The following is a 19,745-nucleotide window of genomic DNA, read 5'->3' as shown; positions in this document are numbered from 1 at the left end:
CTCAGGGATAGCTTTATTTTTTTAACCTATAATTACTATATAACGTTAGTACAGGAGAAAATAAGCTTGGAATAACGATCAATATGACCGGCAAAATATTTCCCGATGTCAAAAAGGATATCATCATCAAAATACACGCAAAAATTATTTCTTTATAATTAAATTTCAGAGCTTCTAACACTGTAATTTTTCGTGTATCTTTTGGTGTCACTAAGAAAACTGCTTTCTTTCCAAATATAGATTTAAATGAGGAAACCAAACTAACATAAAACATAGAACCAAATAGCATAAATGAGGTAAAAAGATAGAATATAAGTTGAAAAATATTTATTTTTCTACTATAAAAAATAATATCATTAGACATTGGAGCCAATAAAAAGATAAAGGTTGGAATTAAAAGCCATGCTGGGTACTCTAATTTATAATGTAGTAATGGAAATAAAATTAGATTCATAACGATATAAAAAGCAAAAACTGCCGTTAGAGGTAAATTATATGTAAATAATATAATATCTAACTTCTCCTGCCATTTTAGTTTAGATTTTAAAATAATTGGAGTATATCTTTTAATAAATTCCATATTTCCTTGCGTCCATTTAGAATGCCGTTTTTTAAAGGCTAAATAGTCTACCGGATATTCTTCCTGACAAACAATATCGTCAGCAAATCCTACATGGTAATCTCCTTTAATTCTGGATTCAATACTGAAACACAAATCTTCAGCGACAACATGTGGAAATCCTCCAGCTGCTTGGTAACAGTCTTTACTAATCATAGCACCATGACCTAATAGTGATAAAAAACCATAGCGATGCTTCACATTTTGATACACTGGCCAATGAGAATCTACTCCAATCGCTAAGGTATCCATAAAAAGATTTCTGTTCCTAGACGCAACGTGAGTCGCTTGTAGAATTCCTAAATTTCTATTCTTCTCGAAATAAGCCAATGATTTTTTTATAAAATTTGAAGGAATAATCTCATCGCTGTCTAATAAAACAAAGTAATCATAATCATTTTTATTTTTTAAATAATTATTGATATTACCAGCCTTAAAGCCATTTCGATCATCTCTTCTGATAACAGAAACATTGTATTTTTTAGCAAACTCATCTACCTGCTGTTTATAAACCTCTGATTTGGAGTCATCTAATATAACTGTTTCAAAATTTACGTAATCTTGTTGCATTGATTCTGCTAAACACTCTGGAACAAAATCATTAGCGGTACAATATAGCAAGATTACTTTTTTATCTTCAGAAATTGAACTACTTTTTTTAAAATTATTTCCATATATATATATATATACTTATTGAGATAAAATGTCGAGACGTATATAATATCCTTTAGACCATTTAACCAAAAATAGCTAATAAATAAGGCATTCAATACAACTAATACCAATACCAAAGGCCTCAATACTCCTTGATACTCACTGGCGTCTCTAACGGTGTGAATAAATGCTGGCATCACAAGCAATAGCAATGCCAACCATGTCAGTAACAATGTAATATACATTGTAGATTTGGTCCTAATTTTCCTCATATTCTATCCTTCTTTTCAGCTTACACTTTACAACAATCATTATATCAAACCTTTGAATTTTTATCAACTCTCTTAGAAAATATAGCCTAGGTAGATTCATTCAATCCAACATCGTTGCTTCCATTTTCAAAAACAATCGTTTATAATGGCATATACTTAATTGATATAGTCTGAACCAGAACAATATCGATGGCTTATACTTCTGCAAAGCACATCAGTTCTATATATAAGCTCAAAGAACATCTTTGAGTAATTTGTAGCTAGTTGGCTTTTTGATTTTCATTGAGTATCATAGTCAATTTAATTTAGTATAATATACTGCAGTCCCTAAAATATTATTAGAAATTGGTTTGAATTTCCTAATCAATTTGGTCAGTTTTTATCTCATTCCTCTATACTATAATAGACTGAATTTAAAGCAGTACAACTTGTATTCTAAATTATTGTTATAAATTGATTTGAATTCAAATACTAAATCGTTTAGTTCTTATTTCATTTTTTATATTTAATATCAAGGTAAGTAGAAAAAGTAGGAGGCTGGGACAAAAAGATTTTGATTTTGTAGTAGATTGAAATAAAATGTGAACAAATCTGTTAAGAAAGTCAATTTAATTTCTAGCAATGTTTTAGAAGTCGTAGTGTACTATTTCAATTTCAATCTACTATAAATTTTTAAAATCGATAGATTAGACAGAAAAGCGAACAAGACAGAATTCTGAATGTCAGATAACTCGTTTTGTTCGCTTTTTATATTTAAGGTTAGACTTTTGTCCCAGCCTCATACTCACAGTATATATTTTTTTAACTACAAATACACTAGTAGAAACTAATTAAAATCCTACCCATCTCACAACTTGATACTTCCAAGGTGGTTCTTAGTCAGAATCAAATTGTTTATTTCTAAACAATCTGATTCTGCAACAATTCTTTTAAAAAAGAAAAGCTTATTTTCCAAGGTAGTATTCAGAAACAACGTTCAATTTTTCGTCGAATTCGAATACCAATGGTGGGAAGTTAGGGATTTCCACGTCCATGATTTCGTCATCTGACAAACCTTTGATGTGTTTTACAAGGGCACGGATTGAGTTACCGTGAGCTCCTACGAATACGTTTTTACCATCTTTAAGAGCTGGAGCGATTTTATCTTCCCAGAATGGAAGGGCACGTTCCAAAGTCACTTTCAAATTTTCAGCATCTGGGATTACTGAGTCGTCAAGTGAAGCATAACGACGGTCTGTGTGAGCTGAGTGCTCATCATCACGATCCATGTTTGGAGGCAATACATCGTATGAACGACGCCAGATGTGAACTTGCTCATCACCAAACTGTTCAGCAGCTTCAGCTTTGTTTTTACCAGTCAAACCACCGTAGTGACGTTCGTTCAAACGCCATGATTTTTCAACTGGAACCCACAATTGGTCAGAAGCTTCAAGAGCCAAGTTAGTTGTCTTAATCGCACGTTTCAATACCGAAGTGTAAGCTTGGTCAAATTCGATACCAGCTTCTTTGATCAATTTACCAGCGTCAATCGCTTGTTGTGTACCTTTTTCAGACAAATCAACATCAGCCCAACCAGTGAAAAGGTTAGCTTTGTTCCATTCAGACTCACCGTGGCGAGCAAAAACCAATTTTACCATTAGATGGATTCTCCTTTAAATTTTCCGAGGTTTCCCCTCGTTTATCTATTCTATTTTACACAATTTTTCACAAAAAAGCTAGTCAAAACCAAAAAGGAAAGAGTTTCACACATGAAGCTAACTTCTCAAAGTAACTTCCACTTGCCTGACCAAAGTGGAAATTAGTCTAAAACGGATTTTTATGGTGGAATTAAGTATGAGACGTTTGAATTAGAAATGAGGTCTACTATGACAAAACATAAACACCTTACCCTTTCAGACCGCAATGATATCCAACTGGGCTTAGAGCGCGGTGAAACCTTCAAAGCTATTGGACAATCCATTCTAAAAGACCCGACCACTGTTTCCAAAGAAGTCAAACGAAACAGACAAGTCCGAGAGTCTACAGGCCATAACCTTCCTTGTCCTTTACTAGACAAAGCTACCTTTGTCTGTAATGGATGTCCTAAAAGAAGACAAAATTGTGGCTATAAGAAGATCTTCTACCTCTCTAAACAAGCTCAAAAACAATACGAACAAACTCTTGTCGAAGCTCGTGAAGGAACTCCCCTCAATTCCAAGACCTTCTGGAAAATGGACAAAGTCATTTCTGATGGAGTTAAAAAGGGACAACACATCTATCATATCCTCAAAACTTACAATCTTGATGTCAGCTCCTCAACCGTCTACCGACACATTCGAAAAGGGTACCTATCTATCGCTCCGATTGATCTTGCCAGAGCAGTTAAATTCAAAGAAAGACGGAAAAGTAAGCTACCTTCCATCCCTAAAGAAGCTAAAAAAGGCCGTTCCTATGAGGATTTCCTAAATTATTTGGCTCTTAAGCAACTGAACTCTTGGCTGGAAATGGATACGGTTCTGGGGAGGATGGGAGGTAAAGTCCTACTCACCTTCAACCTGTCTTTCTGTAACTTTATCTTCGCTAGACTGCTGGATAATAAAACTGCCCTTGAGGTCACCAAACACCTCTATGACATCAAGAACACTCTTCACCAAGCGGACAAAGATTTCTTCCAACTCTTTCCTGTCATCCTTACCTATAATGGTGGAGAGTTTGCCAGGGTTGATGATATCGAAATGGATGTGCGAGGAGAGAGTAAACTCTTCTTTTGTGACCCTAATCGCTCTGACCAGAAAGGGAGAATTGAGAAAAATCACACGCTGATTCGCGACATTCTACCTAAAGGAACTTCTTTTGACAATTTAACTCAAGAGGACATCAATCTCGTTTGTTCTCATGTCAACAGTGTCAAACGCGCTACTTTAAATGGAAAGTCAGCCTATGAGCTCTTTGTATTTACCTATGGAGAAGAGATTACTAAGCTTCTCGGTATTTCTAAAATACCTGCAGAAGACGTCTGTCAGTCTTCTACATTACTCCAACATAAGTTCTAAAAACTAACCTTTAACCGCATTCAAACGTCTCACACTAACTTCCACCATAGCGGAACTTAATCTGAAACGCTTTCAGATGAGGGGATTTTGTGCGCTCTTTTTTTCTATTCATTTTGGCTACAAAAGCGATGAAATCAAGCATGATTAAAACCAGTGGAACTTACCCTGACACGGATTTCCACTGGTTTTTAGGATTTTTATCAGACTAACTTCCACTTGGATTAGCGGTGGAAGTTAGTTTGGGAATTTACCTTTCACACATGAAGAAACGAAACCTATCTTCATGTGCTACCCCTAATTAGTAAATTTATTTTCCTCATCAAATATTGAAGTTCTAAAATCATCAGTTTGATCTAGATAAGCTTTGAAAATAGCTTTTTTAAGTTTGTAAACTTTACTACTTTCTTTTGGATATAATATTGAAGCATAATTAGTAGCATCTTCTTGCACCGCTTTTTCAATCAATGTTTTTAACTTACTAATATTATCAATAGTTACCGTCTCTTGACGTCTCCAATTAGTTGGATCTATAAAGTTAATATTTGTTAATTTATTAAATTTACTTTCTCGTTCTTTATACATTGCTTTTTTAAAATCAATCCAAGACGAATACTGTTTATTAAATACCTTTTCAAGAACTAGTTTATCAGTTACCAACCCTACTTCTTTACCATATAAATTAATTTTACTTCCATTTGCTTTTGCTTCTTCTGCATATTGGTTAGAAATATATGGTACCATACCTTCTTTATATCCTTTTGCAGCTAATAGTTCAAACGCTATACGACGACCCATTAAATCACCCGGAGTCCCTTTATCATTACTTAAGGCAGAATATATTGGTGAGAAAAGATTGATTGTGTAATATCCATTTCGTTTATACTCACCTTCATCAATATACCCTCTTCTTGTGATTATATCGTTTTCTATTAAACTATTGAAAGAAGTTAATTTATTAAGCTCATCTAGTTTTAATCTACGAACAACATTTGTTGCGTAAACCTCATTTCCATCAGGATCAGGTTTAAATTTATTCTCAACTTTTCTCAACAGATCATATTTTTGATTGCTATCTAACTTAGCTACTGCTTCTCCTTCTAACATCTCAAGTGTATAAACTAAATCAAATAAATTGTGCATATATTTACGTAAATCTTCTGCATTATTAAATCGTTGAGTTGGATCTTTTACTTGTAGTCTATCAGCATTTTCCGCTTCATCATATTTCAACACAGAGTTTATCGTGATTGTTGCATCATTTGGATGATCAGGAGCTTGCAATAATCCTTTTGCATAAAACTCTGGTCCAAGCCCATTTCTTCTTCCATATCCTCCAAGATAAATCTCTCTATCAGAATTATGTGTCATTTCATGAGTATATGTTACCGCACCAGATTTATCAAGCATACGATAAGCCATATAGTAGAACGCATCTCCCGTAGCATATGCTCCGTGTCCATTATGAACAACATTATTCCCCGCAGGACCGAAGAAATGTTTTATTGCTGGATGATCAGTTTCAAAATCTGCTTGACTAGTATTTTTATCTTTATCATTACCAAATCTAAAAGAATCATATACCAAAATACTTCTAAACAATTTATCTTTTTCTTTCGTATCTAGTATTTTGTACCAATAATCATAATGATCTCTAAATCGTTTAGCCGCTTCTTGTGCATTATCTTCTACAAATTTGTTTAATTTTTCTCCCTCAGGATATTCAGAACTTCTATATCTATCGTAAGCACCAAATCCTATAGTTGAAATATTGGCAATCATAAATATCATTTTTTCTTCTGGTAAAGTTAATAACGGTAAGACCATACTTTGATATTTCCATGATGGACTAGTTAATCTATCATAAACACCTATAGAGTGTTCTGTTCCTTGTTCTGACTGCTTAGAACTTACTTCAGGAATAGTAGATTTTTCTTCAACTATATAAGCTTTAGATTGTGTTTTGAACCAGTCGTTATTAGAAGTAGTTGGTAAGAATACTTTTCTATAACCTTCTAATGCTTTAAATAAACTATCAGTTCCATAATTTTTCGCTAATAACACATTATAAGTAATTACATTATTTTTCGCTAATAAATTGTTAAAGCCAGATTTACCTAACTCAATAACATTATCTAATGCAGAACTATTAGATTTACCAAAGAAGTCTAAATGATATAATACTAAATCTTTTGCACTTGCATTATCATATTTAAAATTATACCAACGTTCTAGATAAGTTAAACCTAGAAGTAACGCTTCTTTATTATTCTTAATTTTTTCTATTACATAATTATCTATTATCTTATTACTATTTTCAGCTATTGCCGCATCAGCAGAAAGAAGTTTTGATAAACTATCTTCAATTTTTGCTTTTGTTTTCGTAAATTGTTCATCTAAATATAATTCTGTTAATTTTATATTACTAGAAATATCTAATACTTTTCTAATAGCATCTGAATTATATTGAACAGAATTCAAATCATTTAAGACAGATTTTACAATATTATTATAATCATGCAATAATGTATTAGGCGTGTACATTAGTTTTGTATTAGTGATTTCATATTCTGCTACTTTAGAGAAATCATCTTTATATGTAATATTTAATACTTGTGATTTATTACCTTCAAAATGTAACAATAATTTATTGATTTCGCGTTTATTTTTATTAATATCAGTTATTACTTCATTATTTTTCATAGGAACAACTGATAGTAGCTTTTCAGTAAATAAATCACTGTTATTCTCTACTAAATTACCATACTTAATTATTGTTTCTCTATTATAGAAAGGAAGTAATTTTTCAATATTTTTATACACTTGTTCTCTTGACTGCTGATAGTCTGTTACTTCTGTGTAGCTAGTAGTGTATCTCGAAGTAAAATCAAAATCTTCTACTTTAGTACTATGTTTAGAAACCAACTCTACTTTTTTAGCATTCACTTTATCCGCTTCTAATACAGTACCTCTTTGTTTTTCTGAATCTTTAGTCACAAGTTCATCATCTACTTGAACTACACTAACCACCTTGTTATTTTTATTACTATAGGTATTAGTTGCTTTTATTCCTGTAAAATCATAACCAGCTATAGCATTACCGTTTGTAACATTAACATCACTTAAGACATTAGATAGTTGCCCAGATTTCTCTTCACCTGATATAGCATCCCAAAGATTACCTACAACTCCTCCTACTTTACCAAAATGCTTCACATTGTTAAGATTTCCTTCAACGTAACTATTACTAATTCTAGCACTTCTATCAACAACCCCAGCTATACCACCAACTGTTTGGTCACCTTGATTAGCATTTGTCGCCATATCAATAGATGAAATTGATTTTTCTATTAAAGCATTATCACCTGAAAGTTTACCAACTAAACCACCTATTTGATAAGTAGCCGTTGTGTCATAAGTATTAGTTATTCTACCAGTATAACTACTATTCAAGATTTTAGAATCTGTAACTTGTGAAACTAAACCACCAATGCTATGTTCACCAGCAATTACACCAGATGAATGAACATTAGTAATTGTAGTACCATTATTCGCTGTTTTCGCTATTGTAGCTGCATCTTCTTTAGAAGAAACATTTGCTTCTTTAATTGAAAGATCTTGAATAGTAGCATGATTTAAAACGTTAAATAACGGTTTTTTCAGATTATATATAGCGTAGTACTTATCATTATTTTTACCAATTAATGTACCTGTAAACTCATTACTAACATAGCTTTCTTGACCATCTTGAAGTTCTACTTCACGAGCATCCATAGTTGCACCTAAACGAAACTCTCCAGAAGGATTACTATTCATTGCTTCGACTAAATTTTTGAATGATGTATAAACACCATTTTCACTTCTCACCATCTTAGGTAGGTAGTAAGTGTAATTGTCTAAAGTACTATTGTTTTCGTGTTGAATTAAATCATTAGCTTGTCCTACAATTTTGTATACTTCTTGACTATCTCTTGTAACACTTGTAATACTTGAAACAGGTAACATCACATCTTTAAAGTTCTCTGATTTGACTTTCATAAAGTAAGTATCTGGATTACTTGGTAAGGTAGCAAGTGAAGTTACATGACGATACTTATCACCTTCTTTAGAATATAGTTCAACAGAAGATATATTTCTAAGTTCTAGTTTCTTGTCGACTTCTTTTTCTTCTTTAGAAGATTCTTCTTCTGCTGGAGACGGTGTTTCTGATTTTTCTGAAGTCGTTTCTGTATCTATCGTTCTTGACGTTTCTGTTCCTGAAATTGAATCCCCTTCTTTCGGAGCCGGCGCTGAATCCACTGTTCCTGCTTCTCCTTCTGAACCTGCTCCTTCTGTTGCATTTTCTTTAGGTGTTGGGTTGGCTTCTGATTCTTCAGTTTCTTTCGCTTCTTTTGCAGTTGGTTTTACTTCTGTTCCTGATTCTGCTGTTGTTCCTTCTTCTTCTGGTGTAGCTGGTTTGGCTACCTCTGACTCTGTTCCTTTTGGTTCAGTTGCCACTTCTTCTGTTGAAGATGGTGTAGCTGGTTTTGAGGGTGCTGGGGTTTCTTTTTCAGATTTACCTTCTTCTCCAGTCGGTTGCGTAGCTGGTGATCCACCTTCAAAGGCAGTTGATGAAGATTCAGTTGAAGAAACTGAATCCTCCGCTTTACCTTCTTCTCCTGTTTCTTTTGGTGCTGGGTTTGCTTCTGCTGTTATTCCTGTTTCTTCTGAAGTTGAATCCCCTTCTTTCGGAGTCGGCGCTGATGAGTCCACTGTTCCTGTCGCTCCTTCTGAACCTGTTTCTTCTGCTTTTACTGATGAATCATCAGAATTAGATGTCGAAGTTACAGGTTGGTCTACTCCTACAGTTCCTCCTTCAGCTCCATTTGCCGCTGCTTCTGTTGAAGCTGGGGTTTCTGGTTTTGATGGTGCTGGAGTTTCTTCTGCTGGTTGACTTTGTTCTCCTGAAGTTGTAGCCTCTACCACTGGTGCTTCTGAAACTTCCGCTTTTGGAGCTGTTGAGTCTGCTGGTGCTTCTAGTTTTGGTGAAGCTGGTACCAATTCTGCTGTTCCTTCAGTTGTTGACTTTGCTTCTTTAGGCTCAACTGGTTGTTCTTCTTTATTTTCCGGAGTTGTCGGTGCTTCTGCGTTTGATTCAGCTGGTTTCGCTACCTCTGACTCTGCTGCTTTTGGTACAGCTGGTTTCGCTGCCTCTGACTCTGTTACTTTTGGTTCAGTTGCCACTTCTTCTGTTGAAGCTGGGGTTTCTGGTTTTGACGGTGCTGGTGTATTTTCTGATGGTGTTTCTGAAACTTCTACTTTTGGTTCAGCTGGGGTTACCACCTCTGGTGCTGTTTCTTTTTGTGCTGGTGTAGTCGCTGCGTCTTCTACCTTTGGTGCTTCTGGAGCTTCTGTTTCCTCTTTAACTTCTGGGCTGGTCACAGCTGGTGCTACTGGGACAGGCTGATAGACTGGGCTATAGTTCACAGTCATTTTTTCAACTGTCTCAGTGACATCTGTTAATTCAAAGGTAATAGCTTTTGTTTCCTGATCTTTCTTGAGCAAGACTTCGTAAGTGCGAACTTCGCCACTGGCACCACTTTCTTTGATGACAATCTTGTGTTTTGTGACTGTATCTGAAACTGTTTCAGCTTCAGTAAAGTACAATTCATTGTGTGGTAAGAATAAATTCTTGCCTGAAGCTTGATTCATTTCTTGGAGTACATCTACAGGGATATTGCTTGCTTCGCTGATAACACTTAATGTATCTCCCCACTTAATGACATACTTAAATAAATCACCTTCTTTTTGAAGGTCAGCTTTCACTTCCTCAACTGTTCTGGCTACCCAGACACCATCTTGTTCACTGGCTGATACAGTTGGAGCTAAAAAGCCCAGACCTAGCAAAATCACACCTGTCGCAACAATTGCACCAGTTCTTAATTTTCTAAAGCCACGGAGGGACAAGCTTCCTCTAACATTTGTTTGTCTCATAATGTTTATTTCTCCTCACTAGTTTAAGAAATCGCAAGAAAAACAATCTTGCGATTTTATCATACTTACTTTCTCCTAGTATTAGCAAAACCAATTCTCATCAAACTTTAGCATCTCACAAGAGAGATTATAAACTTGGAATAACTGATTTTTATATACTAGACGCATAGAAACTTTTCAACCTTATTTCTCTTCAAATCCTTCTGCGACTGCGTCCGCAAAGTTTTCTTCTACGATACTTGCACAGTGGTCACAGATGACTGCCTGGTAGCTGCGTTCTGCTGTTGTTGGGTCGATACGACGGCAACGGTCACATACTTGGCCTGCAGCACGTTCAACTGTGAAGGATACATCTTCGAAGCTAACCGCAGCTTCTGGAGCTGATTCTTCTGCGATGGTCAAGTCTGACACGATCAAAAGTTGAGCTACATTGCTGTTTACTGCTTCGAGTAGAGTTTTCACAACTTCATTTGGATAAACTGTCAAGTGTGCTTCAAGTGATTTACCGATTACTTTTGCATTACGAGCTTCTTCCAAGGCTTTTTGAGCTTGTCCACGGAAGTCCATGAAGGCAGCCCATGTATCCAAGATTTCTTCTTGATTAGCAAAAGTTTCCGCTTCTGGTAATTCTGACAATTGAACGAAGTCTTCTGCTTCAAACTCAAGATATGACCAGATTTCCTCTGCTGTGTGAGGAAGGATTGGAGTCAAGAGTTTGGTGATTTTCACAAGAATGTCATAGAAGACAGTCTGCATTTGACGGCGTTCGAGTGATTTGGCACCTTCGATATAAACAACATCTTTGGCAAAATCAAGGTAGAAGGCTGACAAATCAACGTTGATAAAGTTTACCAAGGCCTTGTAGATTGTCAAGAATTCAAAGTTTGCGTAAGCATCACGAATGGTCTTGACAAGCTGGTTAAAGCGAATGGTCATGTACTTATCAACTGAACGAAGCTCATCGTAGGCTACTGCGTCTTGAGCTGGGTTAAAGTCAGATGTATTGGCAATCAAGAAACGAAGAGTGTTACGAATCTTACGGTAAGTTTCAGAGACTTGGCTCAAGATATCCATAGAGATACGTACGTCATTGCTTGAGTCAACACTTGTTACCCAGAGACGCAAGATTTCTGCACCAAATTGTTTTTCAACATCACTTGGAGCAATGGTATTTCCAAGAGATTTAGACATCTTCTCACCTTTACCATCAAGGGCAAAACCTTGTGACAAGATTTGTTTGTAAGGTGCTACACCATGGTTGGCAACAGATGTGATGAGTGAAGAGTTGAACCAACCACGGTATTGGTCAGAACCTTCTAGGTAAAGGTCTGCTGGGTAAGTCAACTCAGGACGGTTTACTACCACTCCATTCCATGATGAACCTGAGTCAAACCAAACGTCCATGATATCTGTTTCTTTCTTGAATTCACCATTTGGAGAACCTGGGTGAGTATATCCTTCTGGCAAGAGGTCCTTGGCATCGCGTTCCCACCAAATGCTTGAACCATGTACTTCAAAGAGTTGAGCTACATGTTCAATCGTTTCAGCAGTCATGATCGCTGTACCATCTTCAGCGTAGAAAATTGGAAGTGGAACACCCCAAGCACGTTGACGAGAGATGACCCAGTCACCACGGTCACGAATCATATTGTAAAGACGGACTTTACCCCATTCTGAGTGGAATTTCACTTTTTCAATTTCATCCAAGATTTCTTGGCGGAATTTAGAAACTGAGGCAAACCATTGTGGTACTGCACGCCAGATGATTGGTTTCTTAGTACGCCAGTCAAATGGGTATGAGTGAGAGATTTCTTCTTGGGCAAGAAGGAGGTTACCAAGTTTCTCGATAACAGTTGGAACTACCTTTTCATAGAATTGACCTTCAAACCCAGGACCAGCATTCTTCATCATGATACCACGTTCGTCAACAGTCACTGCGACTTCAAGACCATTAGCAATACCGACATTGTAGTCGTCCTCACCAAAACCAGGGGCTGTATGGACAATACCTGTACCAGAGTCAGTTGTAACGTGGTCACCAAGGATAACGAGCTCATCTACAGCTGTATCCCATGGGTGTTCTGTTACGATGTGGTTGAGTTCTTGACCACGGTAAGTTGCCAAGACTTGAACATCAACCCAGCCAAATTTTTCAGACAAGCTAGTCAATAATTCTGCAGCAACCACAAACTTACGAGGTTCAGCAGCAGGTTGAACCAAGACGTAATCAATATCCGCTCCAACAGTCAAGCCACGAGAAGCTGTGATGGTGAATGGAGTAGTTGTCCAAACAACGATATAAGTATCTGTATCTAGGATACCTTTTCCGTCCTTAACCTTGTTGGCATAGTAAAGGGAAGTTGAAATCAAGTCATGGTATTCAATCTCTGCTTCAGCAAGGGCTGACTCAGATGACCATGACCAGTAAACTGGCTTGGCACCACGGTAGATATAACCTTTATTAGCCATCTCACCGAAGACACGGATTTGGGCTGCTTCATAGTCAGGAGTCAAAGTTACATATGGATTTTCCCAGTCACCAGAAACACCCAAACGTTTAAAGTCTTCACGTTGTTTATCTACTTGAGAAAGAGCGTATTCGCGGCAAAGTTTCAAGTACTCAACCAAGTCCATTTCTTTGCGTTTAACACCTTGTTTTGCCAAAACTTGCTCGATTGGCAGACCATGAGTATCCCAACCAGGAATAAATGGCGCGTAAAATCCTGACATAGATTTTGAGCGAACAATGATATCTTTTGAAATCTTGTTCATAGCATGTCCAACGTGGATATTTCCGTTAGCGTATGGAGGGCCATCATGCAAGGTGAAATGAGGTTTTCCTTGGTTCAATTCTTGACGACGTTGGTAAAGTTTTGCATCTTCCCATTCCTTTTGCCAAACTGGCTCTTTGGTAGGAAGGCCTGCACGCATTGGGAAAGCTGTTTTCCCAAGATTAAGGGTATCTTTGAGTTTCATGGTATCTCCTTTATAAATAATAACAAATTAAAAACCACGACTGCCAAAAAGGACGAAAATCGTGGTACCACCTTTATTCGGAAAAAGATTTAGTCTTTCTCCCTCTTATCCCGTAACGTGGGGAACGTCAAATCTTACTAGCTTCAGACTTGAGTTTTTGAGAGGATAATCTTATCAATAGGGATTACAGGACTCACACCATCTCCTGCTCGCTGGAAATATAAGGATAAGATATTGTTCTCAGAATATTTCTTATAAAATTGTAACGGATTCTTGCGGTGCTTCAAATCCTGGTGCTGAATCAAACGTTTCTGTAGCTGGTGTTGGAGCCGAAGGATGTACTGGAGCTACTTCTGGTTCTTCGTACATTGGACCAACTGGATGAGCAGGCTCTTCTTCCATTTGAGGACTCACTACAGGAGTTGGATTTTCCACTTCCTGTTTAGTCTGAGCTTCAAATTCAGCCAATTCTTTATTGGCTGCCTCAATACGAGCTTGTAACTCTGCCATTTCTGCTTGAGAGAACTGACGTGTCATATCAATTGGTTCTTCCTCAATTGGAGCTGGAATCGGTTCTCCAAGTACTTCGCTAACCACTTCTTTAAAAGCTTCATCACTTGTTTGAAGATAAGTAGCTGTTGGACGGAGAATATCTTCCCAATCTGAAGATTCAACAATAGCTAACTGGCTCTCAATTGTAGATTTAAGACGTTGGTGGAAGACACGACTCTTGTTCTTCAATTCTTCGGTTTCAACAGCAACTTTCTTAGCATTATCAGTTGCTTGACGAAGAATCTCGTTTGCCTTATATTTAGCTTCTTCCAACAAGCGTTGCGCATCCTGCTCTGCTTGATGAATGATATTGTTTGAACGTTCATGCGCCGCCTGTTTCACTCGCTCAGCTGTATCTTGGGCAATCAATACAGACTGGCTCAATGAATCTTTCATTTCGTCAAAGTAAGACAAACGCTCTTCTAAACTCTTAATACGCAAATCTTTATCATGATTCGCACGAACAAGATCTTCGTAATCACGAACCACAATATCTAAAAATTCATCGACTTCTTCTGGATCAAAACCTCTGAATCGAGTTCCAAAGGTTTTGTCCTTTATTTCTAATGATGTAATTGGCATTCTATTCCTCACTTACTTAATAATAACTGGACGGTTATTTTTTTCTTCTCTTTTTTTGTTTGTCCCTTATCTTGAAGCAATCTCAAGCGCCCAAATTTTCTCACACTAATCAAGTCTCCAACTTGAACAATATAATCTGATTTGTCTACCACATGATAATTTACTTGGACAAGTTTCTTTTCAATCAACTGGTTTGCCTGATTCCTTGATAGTTTCAAAACATTTGATAAAAGAACATCTAATCTAAAACTAGACACACATAAATCCAGCTCTCGATACTGTTCTAGCTTATCTATTTTCTCGGTGAAAGGACGTTCCTCCAGCGAAACAGGTATACGGCCAATTTTCTTTAATCCATCTTGAAAGAGAAGACGAAACTGCTGATTAATCATAATCTGCGCCCGTTCTTCATCTACTAGGATATCTCCAAAAAGTTTCCGTTCAATCCCTAATTGATTGATGACTGTCCCTAAAATCTTAGCATGCGTTAAGTGTTCAAATTTATTGGAATACACTATTTCCTGGAGAGATATTTCAAAATCTGAAAACTCGGGTTGGAAATAATCTGGGTATAATAAAACTCGAACATACTCACTCAAGACGAATTCCCCACTACTGCTACAAGCAAGACCATAGGTTTTGGCCAAAATCTTTAATAGCTTCTCCTGATGAGGATTGATAAAAGGAGTTAAAAAAGGAGCATAGCTATCTTCTACCTTCTTTATCCATTCCATTCCCTTGTCAAGAAATGGACGATCTTCTATGGAGAAATGCTGGTAAATCCCTTTATTCATCCTATCATCGCCAGAAAACGGACTAGGTTTTCTCCTAAAAATCGAATCAAAACAATCGCAACCCAAACAGATAAATCAAGACCTGCTATCTGTAAAGGCAGGCGTTGCAAAGGAGCAAGTACTGGTTTTACCAACGCTACAATCCAACGACCTAAACTGGATTCGTAGGCACCTGGAAACCAAGACATGACAGCAAAGGCTACCAAAATCAGGGAGTAAATATCCACTGCATTATAAATCAGACGAATTAAAAAAATCATTATCGTCCTCTATTTCGTCTCATATCAAAATCAAACTCACCCTGTTGATCTTCATCTGGTAAACGAATATCTTCAACATTTACAATAACATTCACTGGTGTCAACAGGTACATGGTAGAAGCTACCTTTTTCAAATTTCCAGCTAGAACATGGCAAGCTCCATCCAGATAATCTAAACAACGACGAGCTTGCACTTCAGTCATATATTGAAAATCAATCAAAATACTTTCGTTTCCTGCTAATAAATCAACAATTTCTGTTGCATCTTCATATTTTCTAGGATAACGAACATCTATAATGACCTTATCCGTTGCACGCTGACTCTGATTTGCCAATTCCTGTTGTCTTGCATGAAGTCTGGTGATATTGCTATCTTTTGCACCAGCAGACTGTGAAGGTTGATGCATTGGGAGAGCCGGTTCCTGTGAAGAATTTACTGGAGTTAACACAGGCTCATCTCTTTTTTCATAAGGGAGACTTGAATCCTCATCCTCCGTAAAATAATCTATAAATCTATCGAATCTATCTTTTAAAGACATGGTTCTCTCCTACTTAAAAAATGCTGTACCTATACGAACAAAGGTGGAACCGAATTGAATCGCTTCTTTATAATCACGACTCATTCCTATACTTAACTCGGTCATAGGCATATTTGGAATTTGTTTTTCTTGAATTTCTCTTTGCAAATCTTGGGTCGCCTTGAAAATTTCTTTCAACTGCTCACTGCTAGCCTCAAAAGGTGCCATCGTCATTAAACCAACATATTCAATCTTATCTAGTCTGGCTAACTCTGGCAAGATTTCCAGCAGTTCCTCTCTCGAAAAACCGTGTTTGCTTTCTTCTTTAGAAATATTTACTTGAAGGAAACACTTGATGACTCGGTCACTTCTTTTTTGAATTTCCTCTGCTAGCTTGACTGAATCCAAGGCATGGAAATAATCAACGTATTGAATGACATCTTTCACCTTACGTCTTTGTAAGGTACCAATCAAATGCCAAGTCACATCTCGATCTTTTAAAGCTTCATATTTTTCCAGAAACTTATCGACACGATTTTCACCTATATGATGAACACCTAGCGGAAGCAAAGCTTCCGCTGTCGGTACATCTACATACTTGGTAACTGCAATGACAGAGACTGAACCACTCTCTCGATGAGCATTCAGACTAGCCTCTGCAACTTCTCGAAAAACAAGTTCTGTATTTTCTTTTACATTCATTTACTTAACGATTTTTGAAAAATGGAGGTGTATCCAATTCATCTTCATCTTGTGAAATTGGGGCTTCAAAGCGTTCGACTGGAGAAACGACTGAATCTGTTGTACGAACAATCGATTCACGGCGAAGATCCCAATCACCAAAAGCAGATGCCTGAGTTGGTTCCAAACGACGTGGATTTTGTTTTGGCAATTCAGCTGTTTCTGCCATATCAAAATGACGATCAAAGCCATGTGAATGAGCTGGTTTTACTCTCTCACGGTAGTTAGTAGCAGGTCTAGCTTGTGGAGCCACAACCTTTTCTACGCGGTCTTGACGAACACCTGTTGCGACAACTGTTACACGAATTTCATCACGCATACTTTCATCAATTGAAGTACCGAGCCAGATGTTCACTCCTTGACCTGCTGCCTGATTCACAATTTGTGAAGCCTCTTCTGCCTCAATCAAGGTTAAGTCAAGACCACCAGTTACGTTGACAATCACATCTTCTGCACCGTCAATTGTTGTTTCAAGAAGTGGTGAATAGATTGCCTTACGAGCTGCTTCTACCACACGCTCTTCTCCACTACCGATACCAATACCCATAAGAGCATTCCCTTTATTTGCCATAACTGTTTTTACATCGGCAAAGTCAAGGTTAATCAATCCTGGATTGGTAATCAAATCGGTAATTCCTTGAACACCTTGACGAAGAACATTATCCGCTTCGCTAAGAGCCTCCAAGAGCGGTGTTTTCTTATCAACAATTTCAAGCAAGTTGTTGTTTGAAATAATCAATAGAGTATCTACATGCTCACGAAGTTGGTTGATTCCTTCAACAGCAAATTGTCCACGCTTGCTTCCTTCAAAACCGAAAGGACGTGTTACAACACCAACTGTAAGAGCACCTAAATCTTTAGCGATACGAGCAATAACAGGAGCAGCTCCAGTTCCAGAGCCTCCTCCCATACCAGCAGTGATGAAGACCATATCTGCACCACTGATAGCTTCCGTCAGTGTTTCTTCGCTTTCTTCAGCAGCTTTACGACCAACCTCAGGTTGACCTCCTGCACCCAAACCGCGAGTCAATTTAGGACCTAACTGAATAACAGTCTCAGCTTTTGTACTGCTCAATGCTTGTACATCTGTGTTTGCTGCGATAAATTCTACGCCTGTAACACCTTCGTCGACCATACGGTTGATGGCATTGCCACCACCTCCACCGACACCAATTACCTTAATCACTGCACCTTGAGCAGCAGCTGTATCAAATGAAAATGTCATAATTTATTTTTCCTCTTTATTCGTCAAACATGCTTCCGATCAAGCCACGGAAACGATCTGCTAATTTCGGTTTATTTTGTGAAGCTTGTTGGAAATCCGCCATTGGTTCTGTAGGCGCCACCGGCTCTACTTCTGGAGCAGGAGCTGGTTGAACAGGCGTTGATTGTACAAACTGAGCTGTTTTCTGAATCATTCCCCCAAAACTAATCGGTTGATGAGTCAGAGCAACTTCACCCTTGACTGCTCTTTGAGCCAAAAGATTGACTTCTGTCAATTGTCCAGCAAATTCTGATAAACTAATCACATGCGCAAAGGCCGGATTACGAATACCAACTTGGTTTGGAACATAGAGTTTGACACGGACGCCAAATACTTCCTGAGCAAGCTCAACCATACCTGGTAAAATGGCATTCCCACCGATCAAGACAATACCACCAGGGAGCTCCAATAGACGTCTTCTGTCTAATTCTTGCTTGATTTGCTCAAGGATGTGCTTGATTCGTGCAGAAATAATTTCTGACAAGTAGGCTTCCGTCACTTCGACTGCTTCTACTTCTCCAATAACTTCTACTTGGAAGGTTTCTTTGCTTGCAAGAGGCGGATAGGCTTCCCCGTAATTCAGTTTCAAGCCTTCTGCTAATTTGCGAGAGGTTTTCAAAACCTTGGAGATATCTTTAGTTACATAATCTCCACCTTCTTGGAGAATATGTGTGAATTGGAGTTCTTGGTTACGGATTGTAGCGACAGTCGTTTGACCTGCCCCCATATCAATCACTGTAGCACCAAATTCACGTTCCCCTTCGTTCAAAACTGATTGAACCATTGCTAGTGGTGAAATGATAACATTTTCAACCTGGACACCTGCACGTTCAACTGTCTTACGCAAATTGTGCAAGATAGTACGAGGGCCTGTATAAAGCAAGCCACGCATTTCAAGGCGAACCCCCATCATGCCACGTGGGTCACGAATCCCTTGGAAGCCATCCACAATAAATTCTTCAGGAATAAAGGTAATGACTTCACGGTCAGGTGTCATACTTTTTGTCAAAGCTGATTTGACAACATTTTCAACATCTTGACCCGTAATTTCCTTGGTATCAGATGTTACTGGAATCATCCCTTGAGTTGGTTCGACCTGCAAAAGATTACCAGGCAAGCCGACATTCACTGATTTAATCGAAATGCCTGCCTTTTCTTCTGCTTGGGAAATAGCTGATTTGATAGCAGTTGCTGCTGCATCAATATCAACAATAATTCCATCCTTTACACCTTTACTTTTGGCATTACTCACGCCAATTACATTTAATTCACCATTTCTCTTCTCGGCTACAAGCACCTTGACAGAGCTTGTTCCAATATCTAGACCTGTAAAAAAGCCTTCTCTAGCCATTACATCGCATCCTCTCTATCTTCCAAGTTTCGCACTTCGTATTATTCCATAGCTAAACCTAGGCATAGCTATTCACAGAATATTATAACACAAAAAATTTAATCGTGCTTGCTTTTTTCCTAAATTTCCCAGCCATTTTTTGAGTTTCTATGTTCAGAAA

12 protein-coding genes are annotated in these 19,745 nt (G+C 37.6%); 1 reads left to right on the top strand and 11 read right to left on the bottom strand.

Features of this window, described 5'->3' with window-relative positions; genetic code table 11:
• Positions 1-13 precede the first annotated feature (13 nt).
• Together DSY56_RS03785 and DSY56_RS03775 are read right to left on the bottom strand one after the other, a co-directional pair.
• Complete coding sequence (locus DSY56_RS03785) at positions 14-1,240, bottom strand: glycosyltransferase family 2 protein (protein ID WP_262081245.1); 1,227 nt, start codon at positions 1,238-1,240, stop codon at positions 14-16.
• 1,249 nt (positions 1,241-2,489) lie between these two features.
• Positions 2,490-3,182, bottom strand: coding sequence for a phosphoglycerate mutase (locus tag DSY56_RS03775; protein WP_000240129.1), 693 nt, complete (start codon positions 3,180-3,182; stop codon positions 2,490-2,492).
• A gap of 228 nt (positions 3,183-3,410) precedes the next feature.
• On the opposite strand from DSY56_RS03775, the gene DSY56_RS03770 reads away from it, so the two are divergent.
• Positions 3,411-4,577 (top strand): IS30 family transposase, encoded by a 1,167-nt coding sequence (locus DSY56_RS03770; protein ID WP_112443913.1) that lies wholly within the window; start codon positions 3,411-3,413, stop codon positions 4,575-4,577.
• A gap of 294 nt (positions 4,578-4,871) precedes the next feature.
• Here the strand turns inward: DSY56_RS03770 and DSY56_RS03765 are convergent, their stop codons facing one another.
• The 9 genes from DSY56_RS03765 to ftsA all read right to left on the bottom strand — a co-directional run bounded on the left by DSY56_RS03765 (position 4,872) and on the right by ftsA (position 19,585).
• Positions 4,872-10,547, bottom strand: a complete 5,676-nt coding sequence (locus DSY56_RS03765) for a ZmpA/ZmpB/ZmpC family metallo-endopeptidase (RefSeq protein WP_112443911.1) — start codon at positions 10,545-10,547, stop codon at positions 4,872-4,874.
• Positions 10,548-10,730: 183 nt separating this feature from the next.
• Positions 10,731-13,523 carry an isoleucine--tRNA ligase gene (gene ileS / locus DSY56_RS03760; protein ID WP_112443909.1) on the bottom strand — a complete coding sequence of 931 codons (2,793 nt, stop codon included), beginning with the start codon at positions 13,521-13,523 and terminating at the stop codon, positions 10,731-10,733.
• Between the two features lie 252 nt (positions 13,524-13,775).
• Positions 13,776-14,657: a DivIVA domain-containing protein gene (locus tag DSY56_RS03750; RefSeq protein WP_306416187.1), complete on the bottom strand. Its 882-nt coding sequence runs from the start codon at positions 14,655-14,657 to the stop codon at positions 13,776-13,778.
• Between the two features lie 8 nt (positions 14,658-14,665).
• Positions 14,666-15,451, bottom strand: a complete 786-nt coding sequence (locus DSY56_RS03745; protein ID WP_160109905.1) for a YlmH family RNA-binding protein — start codon at positions 15,449-15,451, stop codon at positions 14,666-14,668.
• Positions 15,448-15,711 (bottom strand): YggT family protein, encoded by a 264-nt coding sequence (locus tag DSY56_RS03740; RefSeq protein ID WP_101776779.1) that lies wholly within the window; start codon positions 15,709-15,711, stop codon positions 15,448-15,450. Before DSY56_RS03740 ends, DSY56_RS03745 begins: the two co-directional genes overlap by 4 nt.
• Positions 15,711-16,250 (bottom strand): cell division protein SepF, encoded by a 540-nt coding sequence (locus DSY56_RS03735; protein WP_112443907.1) that lies wholly within the window; start codon positions 16,248-16,250, stop codon positions 15,711-15,713. Before DSY56_RS03735 ends, DSY56_RS03740 begins: the two co-directional genes overlap by 1 nt.
• Before the next feature lie 9 nt (positions 16,251-16,259).
• Entirely contained in the window at positions 16,260-16,931 is a 672-nt protein-coding gene (locus tag DSY56_RS03730; RefSeq protein WP_112443906.1) for a YggS family pyridoxal phosphate-dependent enzyme, read from the bottom strand.
• Between the two features lie 4 nt (positions 16,932-16,935).
• Positions 16,936-18,195: a cell division protein FtsZ gene (gene ftsZ / locus DSY56_RS03725; protein WP_112443905.1), complete on the bottom strand. Its 1,260-nt coding sequence runs from the start codon at positions 18,193-18,195 to the stop codon at positions 16,936-16,938.
• 16 nt (positions 18,196-18,211) lie between these two features.
• A complete protein-coding gene (ftsA, locus tag DSY56_RS03720) occupies positions 18,212-19,585 on the bottom strand; it encodes a cell division protein FtsA (protein ID WP_112443904.1) in 1,374 nt (457 codons plus the stop codon).
• Positions 19,586-19,745: the final 160 nt, after the last annotated feature.

The organism is Streptococcus sp. 596553 (assembly GCF_900411395.1).
Lineage (GTDB): Bacteria > Bacillota > Bacilli > Lactobacillales > Streptococcaceae > Streptococcus > Streptococcus mitis_BA.
The sequence above is the reverse complement of the archived record's forward strand: the minus strand, read 5'-3'. Positions and strand labels throughout refer to the sequence as shown.

Bases quoted from the DNA above. Each gene is read 5' to 3' on its own strand.
- DSY56_RS03775 (WP_000240129.1), bottom strand. From the start codon at position 3,182: ATGGTAAAATTGGTTTTTGCTCGCCACGGTGAGTCTGAATGGAACAAA.
- DSY56_RS03770 (WP_112443913.1), top strand. From the start codon at position 3,411: ATGACAAAACATAAACACCTTACCCTTTCAGACCGCAATGATATCCAA.
- DSY56_RS03765 (WP_112443911.1), bottom strand. From the start codon at position 10,547: ATGAGACAAACAAATGTTAGAGGAAGCTTGTCCCTCCGTGGCTTTAGA.
- ileS (WP_112443909.1), bottom strand. From the start codon at position 13,523: ATGAAACTCAAAGATACCCTTAATCTTGGGAAAACAGCTTTCCCAATG.
- DSY56_RS03750 (WP_306416187.1), bottom strand. From the start codon at position 14,657: ATGCCAATTACATCATTAGAAATAAAGGACAAAACCTTTGGAACTCGA.
- DSY56_RS03745 (WP_160109905.1), bottom strand. From the start codon at position 15,451: ATGAATAAAGGGATTTACCAGCATTTCTCCATAGAAGATCGTCCATTT.
- DSY56_RS03740 (WP_101776779.1), bottom strand. From the start codon at position 15,711: ATGATTTTTTTAATTCGTCTGATTTATAATGCAGTGGATATTTACTCC.
- DSY56_RS03735 (WP_112443907.1), bottom strand. From the start codon at position 16,250: ATGTCTTTAAAAGATAGATTCGATAGATTTATAGATTATTTTACGGAG.
- DSY56_RS03730 (WP_112443906.1), bottom strand. From the start codon at position 16,931: ATGAATGTAAAAGAAAATACAGAACTTGTTTTTCGAGAAGTTGCAGAG.
- ftsZ (WP_112443905.1), bottom strand. From the start codon at position 18,195: ATGACATTTTCATTTGATACAGCTGCTGCTCAAGGTGCAGTGATTAAG.
- ftsA (WP_112443904.1), bottom strand. From the start codon at position 19,585: ATGGCTAGAGAAGGCTTTTTTACAGGTCTAGATATTGGAACAAGCTCT.